The sequence below is a fragment of the Nocardia nova NBRC 15556 genome, assembly GCF_001613005.1.
GTDB classification, from domain to species: Bacteria; Actinomycetota; Actinomycetes; order Mycobacteriales; family Mycobacteriaceae; genus Nocardia; species Nocardia nova.
This window is the reverse complement of sequence record NZ_BDBN01000025.1, coordinates 24,639-44,264: the sequence shown is the minus strand read 5'-3', so window position 1 is coordinate 44,264 and position 19,626 is coordinate 24,639. Positions and strand designations below refer to the sequence as shown.

Sequence of the window (19,626 nt, the reverse complement as noted above, 5' to 3'; positions counted from 1 at the left end):
GAGGCGTGGCTACCCGCCGACGCCGAGCCGATCGCACTCGACGCGGCGCGCGCCGAACTGGCCCGCCGCTGGCTGCGCAGCTTCGGACCGGCTCCCGTCGAGGATCTGACCTGGTGGACGGGGTGGACGAAAACGGATGTGCGCAAGACGCTTTCGAGTCTCGACCTCACCGAAGTCGACCTCGACGGCAGGCCCGGAGTGATGCTGTCCGACGATACGGATCCCGAACCCGAGACCGAACCGTGGGCGGCGCTCCTGCCGGCCCTGGATCCGACTCCGATGGGCTGGCAGTCGCGCGACTGGTTCCTCGGCCCGCACGCCCCGGCCCTGTTCGACACCAACGGCAACATCGGCCCGAGCATCTGGGTGGACGGCCGCATCGTCGGCGGCTGGGCTCAGCGCGCCGACGGCGAGATCGCCTGGCGGCTGCTGGAGGACGTCGGCGCCGATGCGAAAGCGCTGATCGACGCCGAGGTCGAGCGCACCGCCGCCTGGTACGGCGACGTGCGCGCCATCCCCCGCTTCCGCACCCCGTTGGAGCGCGAACTCACCAGCTGATCCGCCCTCACATGTCCAGGCCGAGATCCAGCACCCGCACCGAATGAGTGAGAGCGCCGACCGCCAGATAGTCGACGCCGGTGCGCGCGTAGTCGGCGGCGGACTCGAGGGAGAGCCCGCCGGAGGATTCGAGTTTCGTGCGCGGCGAGCGGCTGTTGCGGCGCTGGACGGCTGCCTGGGTGGCCCACAACGGGAAGTTGTCCAGCAGCACCAGTTCCACATCCTCGGCGAGGACGGCGTCGAGCTGATCGAGGCTGTCGACCTCGACCTCACATTCGATATCGGGATCCAGTTCGCGCACCGCACGCAGCGCGGCGACCACCGATCCGGCGGCCACGACGTGGTTGTCCTTGATCAGGGCGGCGTCGCCGAGGCCCATCCGATGGTTGACGCCACCGCCGACGCGCACCGCATACTTCTGCAGCGCACGCAGCCCCGGCAGGGTTTTGCGGCTGTCGCGTATGCGGCACTCGGTGCCCTCGACGGCGTCCACCCAGGCGGCGGTGGCGGTGGCGATTCCCGACATGTGGGTGACCAGGTTGAGCATGGTGCGCTCGGCGGTCAGCAACTGCCGGGTCGGCGCGACGACCGTCAGCACCGCGTCGCCCGGGCCGACGCGAGTGCCGTCGGCGACGCGATCGGTCACCTCGTAGTTCCCGGCGCCGATCACCTCGTCGAGCACCAGCAGCCCGACGTCGATGCCGGCCACCGTGCCCGGCTGGCGTGAGACCATCGCGGCCTTGACGGTCGCCTCGGCGGGAACCGTTGCGGCCGAGGTGATGTCGGGCCCGTAGCGCAGATCCTCGTCGAGGGCGGTGCGGATCAGGGTGCGCAGTTCCCCGGGGTCGAGTTGCGGGTCCAGTGCCATCATCTACTCCTCAGCAGGTGGTGCGTGGCGGCGGTCATCGGGTGCTCACCGCCGGCAGCGGGTCCGCGGCGGGGAGCGGATCGGCGACGACCTGCGGACGGCCGTCGTCACCGAGCCGGATCGCGACGCTGCGCCGCAACTCATCGCGCGGATCGGGGTAATCGGATCGGGTATGGCAGCCGCGGCTTTCCGCGCGGGCGGTGGCCGCGAGGAGCAGGGTCCGCGCGGTCAGGGTCAGGGCGGCGTCCTCCACCGCGGCCAGCACGCCGGCATGCTCGCCGTGGAGCCGCGAAATCGCCTGCACTGCGGCTGTTTCCGGCGCGCGGCCGCCTCCGTCGTCCGCGGGATCGGACGGCTCCGCGCCGGTAACCCCTTGTGTCACAGCGCCTTCCGTAGCATCCGCGGCCTCGGATTTCCCGGATCCGCCACCGCGCAGATGCAGGACGCGCAGCATCGCCCCGCGCAGCCCGTCACCGTCGCGCACCACGCCGGCGTGTGCCGACATCAACTGTTGCAGGGCGGTGCGGTCGATGCGCGGCAACGACATCTCCGGCACCGAGGTCACCTCCGATGCGGAAGCGCTCCGCTCGGCCGCGGCGGCACCCACTCGCTCGCCGACGACCAGGCCCTCGAGCAGGCTGTTCGATGCCAGCCGGTTCGCGCCGTGCAGACCGGTGCGCGCCACTTCGCCGGCCGCGTACAGGCCGGGGACGGCGGTACGCCCGTGGGTATCGGTGACGACCCCGCCGCACTGGAAATGCGCGGCCGGCGCGACCGGGATCAGGTCGGCACGCGGATCCAGGCCCGCGGCGCGGCACGAGGTGGTGATCGTCGGAAATCGTTGTGCGAAACCGTCGATCGCGCGAGCGTCGAGATACACATGATCGGTGCCGAGCTGTCGCATCCGGGCGGCGATGGCCTTGGAGACGATATCGCGCGGCGCCAGATCCCCCCGCGGATCGACACCGGCGGTCACCGAATCACCGTTCGAATCGACCAGCACCGCGCCCTCGCCGCGCACCGCCTCGCTGATCAGCGGTCGCCGGCCCAGCCCGCCGGGACTGAACAGCACGGTGGGGTGGAACTGCACGAATTCCAGATCGGCGACCAGCGCACCGGCCCGCAGCGCCAGCGCGATGCCGTCGGCCGTGGCCCCGGGCGGATTGGTACTGCAGGCGTAGAGCTGGCCGAGACCGCCGGTGGCCAGCAGGACAGCCGGCGTGTGCACGATGCCGAACCCCTGGTCCGACACCACGATCACACCGCGCACACCGTCGGGCCCGGTGACGATGTCGAGGGCCGCGGTGCCGAACAGCACGGGCAGGCCGGCGGCGTTGAGCGCGCGCTGCACCTCGGCGCCGGTGGCGTCACCACCGGCGTGGATGATGCGGCGAGTGCTGTGTCCACCCTCGCGGGTGCGCGACACCTGGCCGTCGCGGCCGAGATCGAAGACCGCGCCCAGGTCGGTCAGCGCCGCGACGGCATCCCGGCCGCCCGCCACGATGGAGCGCACCGCCTGCGCGTCGCACAGTCCCGCCCCGGCGTCGACGGTGTCGGCGACATGGGAGTCGACGGTGTCGCCGTCGGGCGCGACGACCGCGATCCCACCCTGTGCGTATTGCGTGGACGTATCCGTCGGGCCGCCCTTGCTCAGGGTCAGGACCCGCAACCCCCGCAGCGAGGCGGTGCGGGCCGCGGTCAAACCCGCGACACCGCCACCGATCACCACCAGATCAGCTTCGGCTTCCCAGCCGATCGAAGGCGTCATCATCATCGATCGAACCTTTCCGGCCCGCCCGGAGGCGGGTGCCGGTGCTATTCGCCGCCGCCGGGATTGCCGATGGCGATCATGCGTTGCACCGAATTGCGTGCCAGCGCTGCGGTTTCCGGATCGACGTGCACCTCGTCGACGTTGTCGGTCAGGCATCGCAACAGCGCCGCCGGGGTGATCATCTTCATGTACTTGCAGGCGGCGCGATCGTTGACCGCCTGGAAGTCGATGTCCGGCGCGGCCTTGCGCAGCTGATGCAGCATGCCGACCTCGGTCGCGACCAGCACCTGCTTCGATTGCGCGTTCTTGGCGGCGTCGATCATGCCGCCGGTGGACAGGATGTGCACCCGGTCGGCCGGGAAGGCACCCTCGCCGGCGAGGTAGAGAGCCGACGTGGCACACCCGCACTCGGGGTGCACGAACAGTTCCGCATCGGGATGGGTGCGGGCCTGTTCGGTGAGCTCGTCACCGTTGATCCCCGCGTGCACGTGGCATTCACCGGCCCAGATGTGCATGTTCTCGCGACCGGTGACGCGCTTGACGTGCGCGCCGAGGAACTGGTCGGGCAGGAACAGCACCTCGCGGCCGGGATCGATCGACGCGACCACGTCGACGGCGTTGGACGAGGTGCAGCAGATGTCGGTCAGGGCCTTCACCGCGGCGGTGGTGTTCACATACGACACCACCACGGCGCCGGGATGCTCGGCCTTCCACGCGCGCAGCTCGTCGGCGGTGATGGAGTCGGCCAGCGAACATCCGGCGCGCTGATCCGGAATCAGCACGGTCTTGTCCGGGCTCAGGATCTTCGCGGTCTCGGCCATGAAGTGCACACCGCAGAACACGATGGTGTCCTCGGGGACATCGGCGGCGATCCGCGACAGTGCGAGGGAATCGCCTACGTGATCGGCGATGTCCTGGATCTCGGGTAGTTCGTAGTTGTGCGCCAGGATGGTGGCGTTGCGCTCGCGCGCGAGTCGCTTGATCTCGGCCGCCCACTCCGGTGTGGCCTCGACTCCGCCGTAACCGGCCGGACCGTCGACGACCTGCGCTGCGAATGCCTGCGTCGGTGACGCCATGGCATGCTCCTTCCTCATGCGCCCGGCACCCTCACCGGTCGCATCACCCCGGGCCGATTAGCTTCAACCCGGTTTTCGACTTACAATCGAAAACGTGGCCCATAGTAGCACCATTCACGAATCGCTCACCGCGGTGTTCCAGGTTCGTCGCTTCATGGACACCGTCACCGCAGGTCCGGAGGGTGATCGCTCGGTGATTGCGAGCGAACCGGTGGATCCACAGAGTCCGCGCGGCAATCACGGGCGACGCACCGAACTCGGGGTGCTGCTGTGGCAGCGGGCGATGGAACCGCAGACCGGCACCTGGTCGCTGCCCGGCGGCCGGCTGCGCGACGACGAGGATCTCGACACCTCCGCCCGCCGTCAGCTGGCCGAGAAGGTCGACGTGCGGGAGCTGTGGCATATCGAGCAGCTGTCGGTCTTCAGTGATCCGCATCGCGTGCCCGGGGTGCGCCGCATCGCCTCGGCCTATCTGGGTCTGGTGCCGCTGACCGCGGACCCGCAACTGCCCGCCGACACCCGCTGGCATCCGGTTTCCGCGCTGCCGAACATGTCGTTCGACCACGGCACCGTCGTCCATCACGCCCGCACCCGGCTGGCGGCGAAGCTGTCGTACACCAATATCGCCTTCGCCCTGGCGCCTTCGACGTTCACCATGTCGACCTTGCGCGAAATCTATTGCACCGCTCTGGGTTACGAGGTCGACACCACTAATCTGCAGCGCGTGCTGAGTCGCCGCAAAGTGATCACGCCGACCGGGGAGACCGCCGCGCCCGGTAAATCGGGCGGGCGGCCGGCGGCGGTCTATCGGTTCACCGACGACGAGATTCGGGTCACCGACGAATTCGCGGCGTTGCGCCCCCCGGGGTGAGCGGTCTCCGCCGCTGTGTGAGCGGACCGCCCGCGGCAGCGGGGTCACTGCGAACGATGTGCGCCGACCGCCGCCGACGCCTGTGGTCCGCGCACGGTAGCGTCGGCGGAATGGAATCGCTGATGCACCGGATTCTCGATATCGCGCCGGTGTGGATCTACCTGACGGTGGGCCTGCTCGTCTTCGCCGAGGACGCGATCTTCGTCGGCTTCGTGATTCCGGGCGAGACGGCGGCCGTCCTCGGCGGTGTCGCGGCCAGCCAGGGGCATGTCCTGCTGTGGGTGATGATCCTGCTGGTGGTGGCCGCAGCGATCATCGGCGACTCGGTGGGCTACGAGGTGGGCAAACATTTCGGCAGCCGCCTGCTCGCCGCCTCCTACCTGGACAAGCACCGCGGTCGTCTGGACAACGCTCAGGAATTCCTCGCCCGCCGCGGCGGCTGGGCGGTCTTCCTCGGCCGCTTCACCGCCTTCTTCCGCGCGGTGATGCCGGCCCTGGTGGGCGCCTCCCGTATGCCGTACCCGAGGTTCCTCTCGTTCAACGCCTTCGGCGGCATCGTCTGGGGAACGACCTTCGTGGTCCTCGGCTACATCGCCGGCAATTCCTACGAGAAGGTGGCGAAGACCGTCGGCCGCGATATGGCGATCGCGGTCGTGGTGATCGTCGTCGTGGCGCTGATCGTGTGGAAGCTGCGGGAACGACGCCAGGAGAAGAAGATCGAATCCGAATACCACGCCACCCACGACGGTCGGTGAATCCCCTACCGCCGGCTCACCACTGCCGATCCCGATGCTTGACCGTGCGCCGATAGGTGCGCTTGTTCGCCACCGGCTGCGCCGCAGCGGACCGGCGAAGTTCGTGCCGACGCCGCCACGCGGTGAGATCGGGCCGTTCGAGCTGTGCGGTTGCCGCGCAATCACTTCCGATTCGCGCGTTCGTTCCTGCCATTCGTATACACCTCCCCTCCTGGCTGATCCGCCGCAACGGTAACCACCGCGAGCCCGGATCGCCATCGAATAAGCGGCGATCCGGGCTGCCGGCAGCGGTCAGCCATGCCGCGCACGACAGCATTCACCCAGTGGCGCAACGTGGTCGGCGCGATTCAGCGCTGCGAATCGGCGTTCTGATAGGACCCGGGCCGATGGTAGGGGCCGTAGGTCACCTCGGAAAGTGGCGTGCGGGGTGCGGGTTCCGCCGTGTCACCGCGGCCGCTCCCGAGGTCCTCGGAGGTGCTCAGCGCCGACAGCAGGAGGATGACCAGTCCGGCGATCAGCGGTTGCAGCAGGAGAGCGGTCCAGCCTTCGACGGTGGGCGCGAGCTCCACGACGGTGTGCACGGGCGGGTTGTGTGAGCGGGGGTGGATCCAGCGCGCGACCTGTTCGCCGAACCACGACATCACCCAGGCCCCGGCCAGCGAGCCGATCAGCAGACTCGCCAGCATGATCGGCCCGCGCATCACGCGCCAGCGCCACACCGCGGCGGCGGTGAGCAAGCCGGCCACGAAACCGACGCAGCCGAAGATCGCGACCGCGTCGAAGCGGTGCGCGCTTTCGCCGGTGAGCGCCATACCGCTACCGGGTTCGACGACGAAGACCTTCTCGGTCGGGGCGAGCATGGCCCACACTCCGCCGCCGATGATGCTGACCACCAGCACCGCCGCGACGATTCCCAGCGCCGCCCGCAGCTCGCGCGGTGCGGGAGAGGCTGCGGCGGCGCCGCGGGAGGTCATCAGCGATGGTCCAGGCTGTGGGAATCGATCACCCCGTGCCGGGAGCATTTAGCCCACCAGCCGTCCGGACTCACCTGCACGATCATCCGGCGGCCGCAGTGCTCGCAGTAACGCGGCGGTTCCAGGCCCAGGGCCGCGGCCGCCGGCACCGGATCGTCGAGACCCACGACGATCCGCTTCCCCGTGTACGGGTTGTAGCGCTCTTGCATATCAGGCTGTGGCATCTGGACCACCATTCGCGAAACCCCTTATGAAGTGCAGCTCTCCAGCTGCTCGACAATACCCGAACCGCCGCGGCCGCGGGCGCTCAGAGGGTCTCGTTGAGCGCCTTGATCGGCATCTTCAGATCGGTGAGCAGGTCCAGATCCGCCTCGGCGGGACGACCGAGGGTGGTCAGGTAGTTGCCGACGATGACGGCGTTGATCCCGCCCAGGATGCCCTGCTTGGCGCCGAGGTCGCCCAGGGTGATCTCGCGGCCGCCGGCGAAGCGCAGGATGGTGCGCGGCAGCGCGAGCCGGAACGCGGCGACGGCGCGCAGCGCGTCGGCCGCGGGCAGCACCTCGAGGTCACCGAAGGGGGTGCCCGGGCGCGGGTTGAGGAAGTTCAACGGAACCTCGTCGGGCTCCAATTCGGCCAGATCGGCGGCGAATTCGGCCCGCTGCTCCAGGGTTTCGCCCATACCGAGGATGCCGCCGCAGCACACCTCCATACCGGCCTCACGCACCATGCGCAGGGTGTCCCAGCGCTCCTCCCAGGTGTGGGTGGTGACCACGTTCGGGAAGTGCGAGCGGGAGGTCTCGAGGTTGTGGTTGTAGCGGTGCACGCCCATGGCGGCGAGCTGATCGACCTGTTCCTGGTTGAGCATGCCCAGCGAGCAGGCGACCTGGATGTCGACCTCGTTGCGAATGGCCTCGACGCCGGCGGCGACCTGCGCCATCAGGCGCTCGTCCGGACCGCGCACGGCGGCGACGATGCAGAATTCGGTCGCGCCGGTCTTGGCGGTCTGCTTCGCGGCCTCGACCAGGCTCGGGATGTCGAGCCAGGCGGCGCGCACCGGCGACTGGAACAGACCCGACTGCGAGCAGAAGTGGCAGTCCTCCGGGCAGCCGCCGGTCTTGAGCGAGATGATGCCCTCGACCTCGACCTCGGGGCCGCACCACTTCATCCGCACCTCGTGCGCGAGCTCCAGCAGCGGCTCGAGCTGGTCGTCGCCCAGACGCAGCACCTCGAGGGTCTGCTCCTGAGTCAGCCCGACGCCACGTTCGAGAACCTGCTCACGCGCGGTGGCCAGAATGTCGGTCTTCACGGGTGCCTGCGTCACAGCACGAATCCCTTCTTTCGGCCGGTGCGGCCGTGCCCGTAGTGGCATGGACTGGGCCCTCCGTGGTTACGCAGGCTGCCGCCTCCGGGCCTGCGCGTCCATGCCGTGCAACTTGAACGGTGTTCAGGCTAGGGTAGCGGGGTCAGTGAGTCAAAACATACGAGGGGTAGAAGTGCAGCTACATCGGGCGGATGTGATCGACGGCGCCATCGCCATCCTCGATCAGTACGGGCTCGCCGATCTGACCATGCGCCGCCTCGCTACCGCTCTGCACGTGCAGCCGGGCGCGCTGTACTGGCATTTCCCGAACAAGCAGGCGCTGCTCGGCGCGGTCGCCGACCGCATCCTCACCCCGATGGACGAGCCCGTCGCCGCCGAGGACTGGCCGGGCCAGATCAGCGAACTGGCGCATCGGCTGCGTTCGTGCCTGCTGGCGTATCGCGACGGCGCGGAGGTGGTCTCGGCCACCTACGCTTCCCGGCTGACCACCAGCAAGGGCCGGGAACGCTTGGCCAGTGCGATGATTCGCGGCGGCATGACGCGCGAGGAGGCCGATCTGGCCGCCTACACGTTGCTCTACTACGTACTCGGCGAGACGGTGGACGAGCAGTCGCGGATGCAGATGGACTCCGCGGGCGCACTGGCGGAGGAGGATTCCCCGCTCTACGAGAACACCTCGGCCACCGAGCGGTTCGACTTCGGACTGCAGTTGTTCGTGGGCGGGGTACTGCATCTGCTCGGGAGCCGGGTGCGCTAGCCGGACATTTCGGACGGTAGTATTCGGGACCGTCATCCCCGGCGGCGCGGGAATCCGGTGGGAATCCGGGACGGTCGCGCCACTGTGACCGCGGCGGCCGCTGATGCGGACCGGTGCGGGAGTCAGACCTCGGTCGCCGGGCACTGCTCTGAAAAGGTCGCGTGATGCCTGTGGAGTTCCGGCGATGAACCGCGTCCGGACAACGATCGTCGTTCCCCTGACGGTGGCGTCGCTGCTCGTCGCGATGGTCGTGGCGACCGCGTGCGGCGCCGAACCGCTGCCGATTCGAGCAGTGATCGAAGTGCTGGGCGGACATCTGAACGGCGGCGGTGCGGTCGATCCCGCCTTCGACACCATCGTGTGGCAGTTGCGGGTGCCGCGCACGATACTGGCCGCCGTGGTCGGCGCGGGACTGGCGCTCGCCGGTGCCGCCATGCAGACCTTGGTGCGCAATCCGCTGGCCGATCCCTATCTGCTGGGTGTGTCCTCGGGCGCGGGGGTGGGCGCCGCGGCCGTGATCACGTCGGGCCTGTTCGCGGGTGCGGGCATCTGGGCGCTGTCGGGCGGCGCGCTCGTCGGCGCCTTGGTCGCGGCGGCAACGGTTTTCGCGATCGCGATGGCGCAGGGCGGATTGACGCCGCTGCGTCTCGTCTTGACCGGAACGGTGCTGGGATCGGCGTTTTCGGCACTGAGCAGCTATCTCATCTTCCGCAGCGCCGATCCGAAGGCCGCGCAGTCGGTGCTGTTCTGGCTGCTCGGCAGCCTGGCTGGGGCGGATTGGACCCGAATCGCGATGCCCGCCACCGTGGTCGCGGGCGCGGGCGCGGCGCTGTTCGCCGTACACGGCTGGCTCGACGCGCTGAGCGTGGGCGCCGATACCGCCGCATCGGTGGGAGTGCCGGTGCGGGCCGTGCGCTACGGGCTGTTCACCGGGCTGGCGATTCTGGTCGGCGTCCTGGTGGCGGTGTCCGGCGGGATCGGTTTCGTGGGTTTGGTGGTACCGCATGTGGCGCGGATGCTGGTGGGCTCCACCCATCGGCGATTACTGCCGGTCGCCGCGCTGTGCGGTGCGCTGTTCCTGGTCGTGGCCGACGCGGCGGCCCGGATCCTGGTGCGGCCCACCGAAATTCCGGTCGGTGTGCTCACCGGGCTGATCGGCGCACCGGTGTTCCTGCTGCTGATGGGTCGGCGGCACTACCGGTTCGGTGCGGCATGATCCGCCGTCTCCGGTCCCGCGAGCCCGACCCTGTGGCCGGTGTGCGGCTGCCCGCTGCGAAGGCGGCGGAGGCCGCGCCCGCTGTTCTCCGGATCCGGCAGTTGGCATGCGGGCCCCGCCACCGGGACGTGCTGACAGGCGTCGATTTCGGCGTCGAGCCCGGTGAAGTGGTCGGCATCGTCGGGCCGAACGGCGCCGGGAAATCCACGCTGCTGCGCACGCTGGGCGGACTGCTGCGCCCACGGCAGGGCCGGGTCCTGGTGAACGGCGAAGCGCTGCACGCGATGTCACCGCGACGGCGCGCTCGCCTGGTCGCCATGGTCGGACAGGACGACCAGCCGCCGGCGGATCTGTGCGCCGGCGAGGTGGTCGCCTTGGGGCGCACGCCGTATCTGCCGTCGTGGGGCGCCGGTAGTCCGGCCGAACGCCGCGCGGTCGGCGAGGCCTTGGCGGCGGTCGATCTCGACGGCTTCGCAGAGCGCCCGGTGCGGCGGATGTCCGGCGGTGAGCGGCAGCGGGTGCTGGTGGCCCGGGCGCTGGCGCAGGCGAGTCCGCTGCTGTTGCTCGACGAGCCGACCAATCACCTGGACATCACCCACCGGCTCGCGCTGCTGAATCTGGTTCGGGGACTGGGCCGCACGGTCGTGGTCGCCCTGCACGATCTGACCTTGGCCGACCGTTACTGCGATCGGGTTCTGGTCGTGCACGACGGATCCGCATCGGATCCGCGTCCGCCCCGGGAGGCGTTGAGTTCCGAGGTCCTCGCCGCCGTCTTCGGTGTGCGGGCGGCGCGCGTGCGACATCCGGAGACGGGTGCGACACATCTACTGCTGGAACCGAATTCCGAGGCTGCGGGATGAGGTACCGGCACCGCTGCGGTGACCCGAGCCGACCGCACCGCGCGACGCCGCCCGGGGCCCACCCGCCGCTCGCGGACGTCGGTCATCGTGATTCCGGCACCACCCGGCTCACCGCTGCCCGGAAACGGCGGCGCATATGCCGGCCGTCCACCGTGCACGAACCTCGCCGGCGCCGCGAACCCGGCAGCTGTAGTCCCGAAAACCGTTGAAGGTGGACGATATGCAACTTCTGCGTTGGCTCGCCGTCGGGTCGACCGTCGCGTGCTTGGTGGCGTGCGGCCCCGCGCAGCCTTCGGACGGCAACCTGACCCTGACCAATTGCGGTGAACAGGCACGCTTTCCGGCTCCGGCACAGCGCATGTTCGTCAACGACACCAATATGGTCGCGATGACGCTGGCCTTGGGCGCACAGGATTCGGTGGCCGCCGTGGCCGGTCTGCAACAGGACGTCGCGACCCTGCGGCGCCACTACGGTGACGTGGTCGATCGCCTGAACAATGTCGCGCCGACCTCGCCGTCGCGGGAGACGGTGCTCGCCCACCGCCCCGATGTGATGGTGGCCGGCTGGAACTACGGCTACAGCGAGGCCACCGACCTCACCCCGGATACGCTGCGCGCCCACGGCATCGCGCCCTACATCCTCACCGAGAGTTGCCGCCCGCACGCCGGTCAGCGGCAGCGCGGCACCGTCGAGCCGTGGGCGGCGCTGCGCGCGGATCTGTCGAATCTGGGTGCGATCACCGGCCGTCCCGATCGGGCCACCGCACTCGTCGCCGACATCGATACCCGCCTCGAGCGATTGCGCGCGGCACCGCGAGCCGCGACACCCCCGACCGTGTTCGTCTTCGACAGCGCGAGCGACACCATCTTCTCCAGCGGCAGATTCGGCGGACCCCAGGCCGTACTCGAGGCCGCGGGTGCCCGCAACGCACTCGACGATGTGGCCGACACGTGGACTACGGTGTCGTGGGAACGCCTGGCCGCCGCCGACCCGGACGCCATCGTCTTCGTCGACTATCCGGGGCAGAACTTCGCCCAGAAGGTGGAAGCGCTGCGCGCCAAACCCGGAATCAACCGGCTGCGCGCCGTCACGCACCAGCGGTTTCTCGATCTGCCCTATGTGCTGTGGACGTCGAGCCCACTCAACATCGATGCCGCCGAGCAGGTGCGGGCCCACCTCGAGCGGTGGAACATGGTGCCGCCCTCGGGAATTCGCCCGGCCTTCGACGACGCCGTGCGCTGAACCGCCGGTTCACGGCATGCCCATGGACTGCTCGGAGTGAACCAGCCCGATGAACGGCACGACCTGCTGCGCGATCACCGTGTTGTATTCGCGGGGATGCTGGCGCGGATCGGCGTGGCCCGTGCTGCGGGTCAGCACCACCAGGAGTGTGCCGTCGACACCGCCGACGGTGTCGATCAGTGCGCGATGGGTGTATACGTCGTCCACGACGGAATCCCGGTACGGATTGTGCGGTCGGATGAACACGACGGCCGGGCGGGGTTTGCCGGCCGCCGGTTTCGCCAGCGCGCGCAGGTCGTCGATCGCGCCGCTGGCGACGATGGCCTTGAACTGATCTTCGATGAGGCCGTTGCTGGCGGCGTCGGTGTTGAAGATCTTCTGCCGCAGCACATCGGTGACGGTACGGCGCAGCGACGCGGTCCGGATGCCGGGCGGACTGGAGCCGTAGTCGACGAATTGGTCATGCCGGGAATAGGTTTCCGCCAGCAGTCGCAGCCCCCGGCTCTCCCGCGTGCCCGGGAACCAGCCGAACCAGCGCAGCAGATCCTCGCCCTGGTCGCGGCTTTCCGGCCGCACCGCGGCCAGGTCGACCGGCGTGCAGTCCAGGATCACCCCCGACAGGGTGCGCGTGCTGTGGGTGTGGATGTGTTTGGCGATCTCGAGGGCGATCACCCCGCCCATGCTGTGGCCGACCAGCACCACCTTGTGGATGCGGGCGGCCTCGGTGACGCGGATGATCAGATCGCTGATGACCTTGGTGTCGATACCGGTGTTGTCGTATCGCACCGCCCACACCGAACCCAGTTGCCGCAGTGAGGGCAACGCGCGCGCGGTATCGGAGGCATCGAGCGAACCCAGGCCGACGAGGTCGAACACCGCGGTGTCGCGGTCGCTCGCCGCGGCTGGGCCGGAGATGGGCAGCACCGCGGGATCGGTGCGCGCCAGCCGTGCCTGCTCGGGGGAAACGTCGTAATGCCAGTACTGCGCGAACACGACCAGAACGACGATCGGGACCAGTGCCGCCCGCAGCAGCACGCGCCGCGTCCGCCCCAGCGTCCGCCAGCGGTGCCCCACACGGGTTTCGGCCAGCCGGGCCCGCCGTCGCGCATCGTCGTAATCCGCGACCGTGGAAGGGTGCCGATCTCGCATGGACATCCCCACCCACTGTAAGGGCGTTCGCGACCGGCGCATCCCCTCCGCGCCGCGCCGCGGTGATACCCGATATCGATTACCACTGGTCGTCGAGGAGGTGGCGAGGTGCGGCCTGGCGCCACGAATCGAGGATGATCGCCTCGAGTTCGGCCCGGTCGTCCAGGGCGGCCAGCCGGGCGCGCACCCACGCGTTACCGGCCTCGTGCGCGGCGATCCAAAATTTCCCGGGCTCGGCCACGACCAGTTCGTCGCGATCGACGATCGGGCAGCGCACCGCCATCGAGGTCTCTGCCTCGGGCAGCGTCAGAAACAGCTTGCCCGCGACCCGGAAAGTCGGCATCCCCCAAGCGAATTGCTCCGACGTCTCCGGCAGCGACAGGGCATAGTCGCGGGCATCCTCCCCGGTTGCGCTCATACCCCGCATCCTGCCAGGCCCCACCGACACGAACCGGGGCGTCGCCGCCTCGGCCGGCTCAGCCGAGGTATCGCCGCATCCAGTCCGCATGGAACCAGCCGGAGGCGGTATCGGCGAATCGCTCGGGCAGCCACTGTCCGGCGCCCTCGGGAATCACCCCGACGACCCCGACACCGGTGACCTCGGGCAGGTCGGTGCGGTTGCATTCGGAGGCGAGATCCGGTGCGCTCGGCCAGGATCCGATGACCAGTCCCGCGCAGCGCACACCGGCGGCGGCGAGGGCTCGGGTGGTGAGTTCGCTGTGGTTGAGGGTCCCCAAGCCCGCGGCCGCCACCACCAGTACCGGTGCGTCCAGTTTCTGCGCCAGTTCGAGCAGCGTGAACTCCCCGACGCGAACCAGCAGTCCGCCCGCGCCCTCGATCAGCGTGAGGTCGGCATCGGCCAGCGAGTCGATTCCGGCCACCGTCTCACCGAGAGTGAGCAACGGTTGCCCGCAGCGGCGGGCGGCCGTGTCGGGGGCCAGCGGTTCGGGATAGCGGGCCAGTTCGAGCGTGCGGGTCACGCCCGACAGCCGCTCGATCACCGCGAGGTCGCCCGGTTCGTCCGGAGCCACGCCGGTCTGTGCGGGTTTGCAGACCGCGACCGTGCGCCCGGCCGACCGCGCCGCCGCGGCCAGCGCGGCCGTGACGACGGTCTTCCCGACGTCGGTCGAGGTTCCCGTGACGATCAACCTGCTCATAGCGCCTCGCTCCTGTCGTTCCTCGCATCACTCAGGCGGCCTGCGGATCCCGCGCCGCGGTCAGCACCTCGTCCAGCACCGTGGCGATGGTCTCCATCTCGGCATCGGTGAGGTCGGCACGCGCGGTCAGCCGCAGCCGCGAGGTGCCTTCCGGCACCGACGGCGGCCGGAAGCAGCCCACGCTCAGACCGCGCTCCCGGCACTGCTGCGCGGCGTCGTAGGCGACCTGCGCCTGTCCCAGCACCACCGAGACGACCGCCGAATCCGGTTGCGGCACACCGGCGATGCGCGCGATATCGGCGGCCCGGGTGAGCACTCGCCCGCCCAGCTCCGGTTCCTTGCGCAGCAGCCGCAGGGCCGCATGTGCGGCGCCCACCGCGGCGGGCGCCAATCCGGTGTCGAAGATGAACGTGCGCGCGGTATCGATGAGGTGGGCGCGTACCCGCTCGTCGCACAACACGATTCCGCCCTGCGCGGCAAGGGCTTTCGACAAGGTGGCTGTGACGATCAGATCCGGTTGCCCGGCCAGGCCGAGTTCCTGCACCAGGCCGCGGCCACCGTCGCCGCGCACGCCGATGCCGTGCGCCTCGTCGACGATCAGCACCGCACCGTTCGCGCGGACCACCCGATGCAGATCGGCCAGCGGCGCGAGGTCGCCGTCGGCGCTGAACACCGAGTCGGTGAGCACCAGCGCGCGGTCCTCCGTGCGCTGCGACAGCAACCGGTCGACCGCCTCGACATCGCGATGCGGCGCGATCTCCACCCGCGCCCGCGAGAGTCGGCAGGCATCGACCAGCGAGGCGTGGCTACCGGCATCGGAGACCACCAGCGCGCCGCGCCCGGCCAAGGCGGTGACGATGCCGAGGTTGGCGGCATAGCCGGAGGCGAAGACCAGGCCCGCCTGCGCCCCCACGAAGTCGGCCAGGTCGGCCTCGAATTCCTCGTGCGCGACCGTGGTGCCGGTGACCAGCCGCGATCCGGTCGCACCGGCGCCCCAGGTCCGGACCGCCTCGACCGCGCCCGCGATCACCTCGGGGTGCCGCGACAGGCCCAGGTAGTCGTTGGAGGCGAGGTCGATGAGATCGCTGTGCGCCGGTCGCGCCCGCAGCTGCCGCCGCAATCCGGCGCGCACCCGGTCACCCGCACGCTCGTCCAACCAGCTCAACGGATCCTCGTTCACAGCTCGGAAGCATACTTGAACGCCGTTCAGGACGATTGCGGCGGGGCCTCGATCGAACCCGTACAGGTCAGCGCGGCGGGTTCCAGTCGAGGGCCCGATCGAAGGCACGCAGCATGGCCCAGCCGGGCATCAGCCGCAGCGCGGTGTCGCGAGCCCGGACGGCGGGCGGCCACGACCATTGCGCGACCGTCCCGATCCGCCGCGAGCGATGAGCGAGCGCGCGGGTACGCGGGCGGCGCAGCGAGTCGTAGCCGCGCAGTGCGTCCTCGACCCCGCGATCGTCGAGCAGCGCGGCCAGGGTGGCGGCATCCTCGAGCGCGAGATTGGCGCCCTGTCCCATATTCGGCGTCATCGCGTGCGCGGCGTCGCCGAGCAGCGCGACGGGACCGCGCACGAATGTCGGCAGATCGGGAAGCTCGTAGATGTCGTGACGCATCACCGATTCCGGCGACACCGCCGCCAGCAGCCGTGGCACCGGATCCGGCCACTCACCGAAACGCCTGTGCACTTCCGCGAATTCGCCGTCTGCCCCGCGCTCACCTTCGGCGGCGTTCACCGCGCCGAACATGTACACCCGGTGGTCGGACAGCGGGACGATGCCGAAAATCTCACCGCTGCCCCATATCTGGCCGCCCTGGCGAAGTTCGGGCCGCGGCGCGGTGACCATCCGCCAGGCGGTGTATCCGGCATAGCGGGGCGGGTGGGCGTGCGGACAGACCGCGGCCCGCACGACACTGCGCAGGCCGTCGGCCCCGATCACCAGATCCGCCGTCTCCGCTCCCCCGGCATACAGAACCCGCGCTCCCCGCCCGCCATGTTCGCTCGCCGCGCGCTCCGCGGGCACATCCCGCACCGGCTTCCGCGCGTTCGCGGCGGTATCCGGCCCCTGTCCCCCATCGGACGCCCGGACATCTCCGGTGGTGTCACGCGCCTCCGGAGTCTCGCCTTCCGCGGCGTTGTGCCCGGGCACACCCGTTGCCGGCGCCGGGCCGCCGTTTCCCGATGCCGTTGTCTCCCAACTACCTTCGGTGTCGACGCCGGTGACGGTGCGTCCCAGGCGCAGCCGGTCGTCGCCGAGTGCGGTGCGCAGAATATCGAACAGGTCCGCGCGATGCACGGCCACCACCGAGCCGTACCGCTCGGCCATTTTCCCGGTGTCGGTGCGGGTCAGCCAGCGGCCGGAGCGGTCACGGATTCCGCCCTCGGTGTCGGCCATCGCGCGCGAGCGCACCCGCGCCCCCACTCCGATCGCGTCCAGGGCACGTAATCCGTTGGGCCACAGTGTCAATCCCGACCCCGCCTCGCCGATATCGGCGGCCCGCTCCCAGACCTCGACGTCGTGCCCGCCCCGATGCAGCGCGATCGCGGCGGCCATTCCGCCGATTCCCCCGCCGACGACGATCACTCGCAGTGCCCGCATTCCCCACTCCTCGGCTCCTAGGCGTCGGAGTCCAGCCAAACACACCGCGCCTACCGCCGCAGGCCACGGCGGGGTCACCCGCCGACGCGTGCATATGCCAGCCGGCACAGATCCACCGGTTGCAGCGCATCGGCGCGCCTCCACCAGCCTGCCGGTACCGCCGCGCGGTGACTGATGTGCTCGACGGTGGTGAATCCGTACCGATGCAGGACGTCGTCGAGGGTTTCCGGAGTGAAGGTGCTCAGCCACGGTTCGCCCTGGGCACTGGTGACGGGCTGGACGGATTCGGCGTAGGCGTGTCCGTTGCCGTCGCGCAGTGCCGGATCGAGCATGTACTCCATCACCAGTTCCGTGCCCGGGGCCAGACCGGAGAGGCCGGCCAGCGTGGTGCCGATCGCCTCGGCGGTGAGATACATGCTGACGCCGAGCCAGCTGATGAGCGCGGGACGTGCAGGGTCGAATCCGGCATCGGCCAAATGCCGCGGCAGATCGTCGCGTTCGAAATCGACGGGTACGAAAACCACCTCCCCGACCGGGCGGATATCGCCGATGGCGAGAATTTCCCTTTTCCACCGCTGGGTGCCGGGATGATCGACCTCGAATACCCGGATCCCTTCGGCCGCATCGCGATATCCGAAACTGTCGAGTCCCGCCCCGAGAACGACATATTGCGCCGCAGCCGATTCTGCGAGGCGCTGTTCGACCCAGTGGCTGCGCACCGTCGCCTGCGCCCGGACCGCGGCGAGCAGCGGATGGTCGCCGTGCTGCAGGTGGTAGCCGATGAGCTCCTCCGCATGCGGGCCGAGCAGGGCGGATGCCATGGTGTCGCGGAACAGATAGGGCTCGATGTCGATCAGCAGGTGGGCCGCACGGGCCGCGGCCGCCATCATCGCCGTGCGACTGGGTTCGGTGCCGATCATCGAATTCCCTTTCACCGTCCGAAGGAGCCGGTGGATATCACCGCGCGAATGCCGATGATAGACAGGAATTTTCGTGCCCGCTGTCACCATATCACACGAAAATAAATTTCCGATATACGACGAACCGCGCGCCGGAATGGAATTCGGCTCAACCGGCCGCGGCGGTGGCGACCACACCGGCGGCGATGCGGGCGATATCGTCGGCACTGCTGATGAACGGCGGCATGGTGTAGACCAGATTGCGGAACGGCCGCAGCCACACGCCGGCCTCGACGGCGGCGCGGGTCGCGGCGACCATATCGATCGCGTGGTCGAGCTCCACCACCCCGATCGCGCCGAGCACGCGCACGTCCACCACGCGCGGATTATCCTGTGCCGCAGCAAGTCCCGTTTTCAGACCCGCTTCGATCGCGGCGACCTCGCCCGCCCAATCCCGCGAGAGCAGCAGTTCCACCGAGGCGACCGCGACCGCGCAGGCCAGCGGATTGCCCATGAACGTGGGCCCGTGCATGAGCCCGCCGTGGGCCGCGCTGACGGTCTCGGCGATGCGGGTGGTGCACAAGGCGGCGGCCAGGGTCATATATCCGCCGGTGAGGGCCTTGCCCACGCACATCACATCGGGCGCCACCCCGGCGGCCTCGGCGGCGAAAAACGTTCCGGTGCGGCCGAATCCGGTGGCGATCTCGTCGAAGACCAGCAGCACGCCGTGCTCGTCGCACAGGCGGCGCAGCTCGTTCAGGTAGCGCGGATGATGGAAACGCATTCCGCCCGCGCCCTGCACGACCGGTTCGACGATCACCGCCGCGGTCTCGTGCGCATGCGCGGCCAGCATCCGGTCGAGCTCCGCGACGTAGCCGGGATCGAAGTCGACCGGCGGTACGGGCGCGAAGATCTGCTCGGTCAGCACATCGGTCCACAGCGAATGCATGCCACCCTCGGGATCGCACACGCTCATCGGGATGAAGGTGTCGCCGTGATACCCACCGCGCCAGGTGAACAGCCGCCGTTTCTCCGGCTGTCCGAGCGCCCGCCAGTACTGCAGGCACATCTTGGCCGCGACCTCGACCGAGACCGAACCGGAATCGCAGAGGAACACCTTGTCCAGACCGTCGGGAGTCAGCTCCACCAGCAGTTGGGACAGCCGCACGGCCGGTTCGTGGGTGAGCCCGCCGAACATGACGTGACTCATCCGCTGCGACTGCTCGAGCAGCGCGGCATCCAGCACGGGGTGCCGATAGCCGTGCACCGCCGCCCACCACGAACTCATCCCGTCGACCAGTTCGCGGCCGTCGGCCAGGGTCAGGCGGGTGCCCGCGGCCGAGGCGACCACCAGCGGTTCGGTGCTCGCCGGGAAGCCGCCGTAGGGATGCCAGACGTGCGCGGCGTCGAGGGCGGTGATCTGGTCGGCTGTCAGGGCCACGCGGATCCCTTCACGAAATGGTCTTGAACGCCGTTCAAGTTATCACCGCGGCGAATCGGGTGTGCGCGGGGCCGCCGCGCGATATCTTTGACTCGGTCAAAGAACTGCGA

21 protein-coding genes are annotated in these 19,626 nt (G+C 69.5%); 7 read left to right on the top strand and 14 right to left on the bottom strand.

Going from position 1 to position 19,626, the window contains the following annotated elements; all coding sequences use genetic code 11:
- A partial coding sequence (locus tag NN2_RS11510; protein WP_169812398.1) for a winged helix DNA-binding domain-containing protein occupies positions 1–558 on the top strand: 558 nt, incomplete at its 5' end.
- Positions 559–565: 7 nt separating this feature from the next.
- Here the strand turns inward: NN2_RS11510 and nadC are convergent.
- From nadC to nadA, 3 genes are read right to left on the bottom strand one after another with little or no spacing between them, the layout of a single operon-like run.
- The gene (nadC, locus tag NN2_RS11505) at positions 566–1,426 is read right to left on the bottom strand and encodes a carboxylating nicotinate-nucleotide diphosphorylase (RefSeq protein ID WP_030514654.1); all 861 of its coding nucleotides are present in this window, start codon (positions 1,424–1,426) and stop codon (positions 566–568) included.
- Between the two features lie 34 nt (positions 1,427–1,460).
- Positions 1,461–3,197 carry an L-aspartate oxidase gene (locus tag NN2_RS11500; RefSeq protein WP_063012981.1) on the bottom strand — a complete coding sequence of 579 codons (1,737 nt, stop codon included), beginning with the start codon at positions 3,195–3,197 and terminating at the stop codon, positions 1,461–1,463.
- Positions 3,198–3,241: 44 nt separating this feature from the next.
- On the bottom strand, positions 3,242–4,273 hold the full coding sequence (gene nadA, locus NN2_RS11495) for a quinolinate synthase NadA (protein WP_030514656.1): 1,032 nt from the start codon (positions 4,271–4,273) through the stop codon (positions 3,242–3,244).
- A 94-nt stretch (positions 4,274–4,367) separates the two neighbouring features.
- Here nadA and NN2_RS11490 point away from each other — a divergent pair, with 94 nt between their 5' ends.
- Both NN2_RS11490 and NN2_RS11485 read left to right on the top strand, forming a co-directional pair.
- Positions 4,368–5,144, top strand: a complete 777-nt coding sequence (locus NN2_RS11490; RefSeq protein ID WP_030514657.1) for an NUDIX hydrolase — start codon at positions 4,368–4,370, stop codon at positions 5,142–5,144.
- A 110-nt stretch (positions 5,145–5,254) separates the two neighbouring features.
- Positions 5,255–5,899: a DedA family protein gene (locus tag NN2_RS11485; protein ID WP_030514658.1), complete on the top strand. Its 645-nt coding sequence runs from the start codon at positions 5,255–5,257 to the stop codon at positions 5,897–5,899.
- A 16-nt stretch (positions 5,900–5,915) separates the two neighbouring features.
- On the opposite strand, the gene NN2_RS37720 is transcribed toward NN2_RS11485, so the two are convergent.
- The 4 genes from NN2_RS37720 to bioB all read right to left on the bottom strand — a co-directional run bounded on the left by NN2_RS37720 (position 5,916) and on the right by bioB (position 8,194).
- Positions 5,916–6,092 carry a hypothetical protein gene (locus NN2_RS37720; RefSeq protein WP_169812397.1) on the bottom strand — a complete coding sequence of 59 codons (177 nt, stop codon included), beginning with the start codon at positions 6,090–6,092 and terminating at the stop codon, positions 5,916–5,918.
- 154 nt (positions 6,093–6,246) lie between these two features.
- Positions 6,247–6,873 (bottom strand): DUF2567 domain-containing protein, encoded by a 627-nt coding sequence (locus NN2_RS11480; protein WP_063012966.1) that lies wholly within the window; start codon positions 6,871–6,873, stop codon positions 6,247–6,249.
- On the bottom strand, positions 6,873–7,097 hold the full coding sequence (gene bsaP / locus NN2_RS11475; RefSeq protein ID WP_030514660.1) for a biotin synthase auxiliary protein BsaP: 225 nt from the start codon (positions 7,095–7,097) through the stop codon (positions 6,873–6,875). Before bsaP ends, NN2_RS11480 begins: the two co-directional genes overlap by 1 nt.
- A gap of 83 nt (positions 7,098–7,180) precedes the next feature.
- The gene (gene bioB / locus NN2_RS11470) at positions 7,181–8,194 is read right to left on the bottom strand and encodes a biotin synthase BioB (RefSeq protein WP_063012964.1); all 1,014 of its coding nucleotides are present in this window, start codon (positions 8,192–8,194) and stop codon (positions 7,181–7,183) included.
- Positions 8,195–8,366: 172 nt separating this feature from the next.
- Here bioB and NN2_RS11465 point away from each other — a divergent pair, with 172 nt between their 5' ends.
- The 4 genes from NN2_RS11465 (at position 8,367) to NN2_RS11450 (ending at position 12,270) form a co-directional block, all read left to right on the top strand.
- Entirely contained in the window at positions 8,367–8,951 is a 585-nt protein-coding gene (locus NN2_RS11465) for a TetR family transcriptional regulator (protein WP_030514662.1), read from the top strand.
- A 184-nt stretch (positions 8,952–9,135) separates the two neighbouring features.
- Entirely contained in the window at positions 9,136–10,167 is a 1,032-nt protein-coding gene (locus NN2_RS11460; protein ID WP_063012948.1) for a FecCD family ABC transporter permease, read from the top strand.
- The gene (locus NN2_RS11455) at positions 10,164–11,027 is read left to right on the top strand and encodes an ABC transporter ATP-binding protein (RefSeq protein ID WP_082856915.1); all 864 of its coding nucleotides are present in this window, start codon (positions 10,164–10,166) and stop codon (positions 11,025–11,027) included. Before NN2_RS11460 ends, NN2_RS11455 begins: the two co-directional genes overlap by 4 nt.
- A 220-nt stretch (positions 11,028–11,247) precedes the next feature.
- Entirely contained in the window at positions 11,248–12,270 is a 1,023-nt protein-coding gene (locus tag NN2_RS11450; protein ID WP_063012977.1) for an ABC transporter substrate-binding protein, read from the top strand.
- Between the two features lie 9 nt (positions 12,271–12,279).
- Here the strand turns inward: NN2_RS11450 and NN2_RS11445 are convergent, their stop codons facing one another.
- From NN2_RS11445 to NN2_RS11415, 7 genes are all read right to left on the bottom strand, one after another.
- Complete coding sequence (locus NN2_RS11445) at positions 12,280–13,425, bottom strand: alpha/beta fold hydrolase (RefSeq protein ID WP_063012947.1); 1,146 nt, start codon at positions 13,423–13,425, stop codon at positions 12,280–12,282.
- 73 nt (positions 13,426–13,498) lie between these two features.
- The gene (locus NN2_RS11440) at positions 13,499–13,837 is read right to left on the bottom strand and encodes an MmcQ/YjbR family DNA-binding protein (RefSeq protein WP_063012946.1); all 339 of its coding nucleotides are present in this window, start codon (positions 13,835–13,837) and stop codon (positions 13,499–13,501) included.
- 58 nt (positions 13,838–13,895) lie between these two features.
- The gene (gene bioD, locus NN2_RS11435) at positions 13,896–14,576 is read right to left on the bottom strand and encodes a dethiobiotin synthase (RefSeq protein ID WP_063012944.1); all 681 of its coding nucleotides are present in this window, start codon (positions 14,574–14,576) and stop codon (positions 13,896–13,898) included.
- Positions 14,577–14,607: 31 nt separating this feature from the next.
- Complete coding sequence (locus NN2_RS11430) at positions 14,608–15,756, bottom strand: 8-amino-7-oxononanoate synthase (RefSeq protein WP_063012942.1); 1,149 nt, start codon at positions 15,754–15,756, stop codon at positions 14,608–14,610.
- A gap of 67 nt (positions 15,757–15,823) precedes the next feature.
- On the bottom strand, positions 15,824–17,176 hold the full coding sequence (locus NN2_RS11425; protein WP_063012940.1) for an FAD-dependent monooxygenase: 1,353 nt from the start codon (positions 17,174–17,176) through the stop codon (positions 15,824–15,826).
- A 74-nt stretch (positions 17,177–17,250) separates the two neighbouring features.
- The gene (locus NN2_RS11420) at positions 17,251–18,096 is read right to left on the bottom strand and encodes a class I SAM-dependent methyltransferase (RefSeq protein ID WP_218022020.1); all 846 of its coding nucleotides are present in this window, start codon (positions 18,094–18,096) and stop codon (positions 17,251–17,253) included.
- A 148-nt stretch (positions 18,097–18,244) separates the two neighbouring features.
- Positions 18,245–19,516, bottom strand: coding sequence for an adenosylmethionine--8-amino-7-oxononanoate transaminase (locus tag NN2_RS11415; protein WP_063012938.1), 1,272 nt, complete (start codon positions 19,514–19,516; stop codon positions 18,245–18,247).
- Between the last annotated feature and the right edge of the window lie 110 nt (positions 19,517–19,626).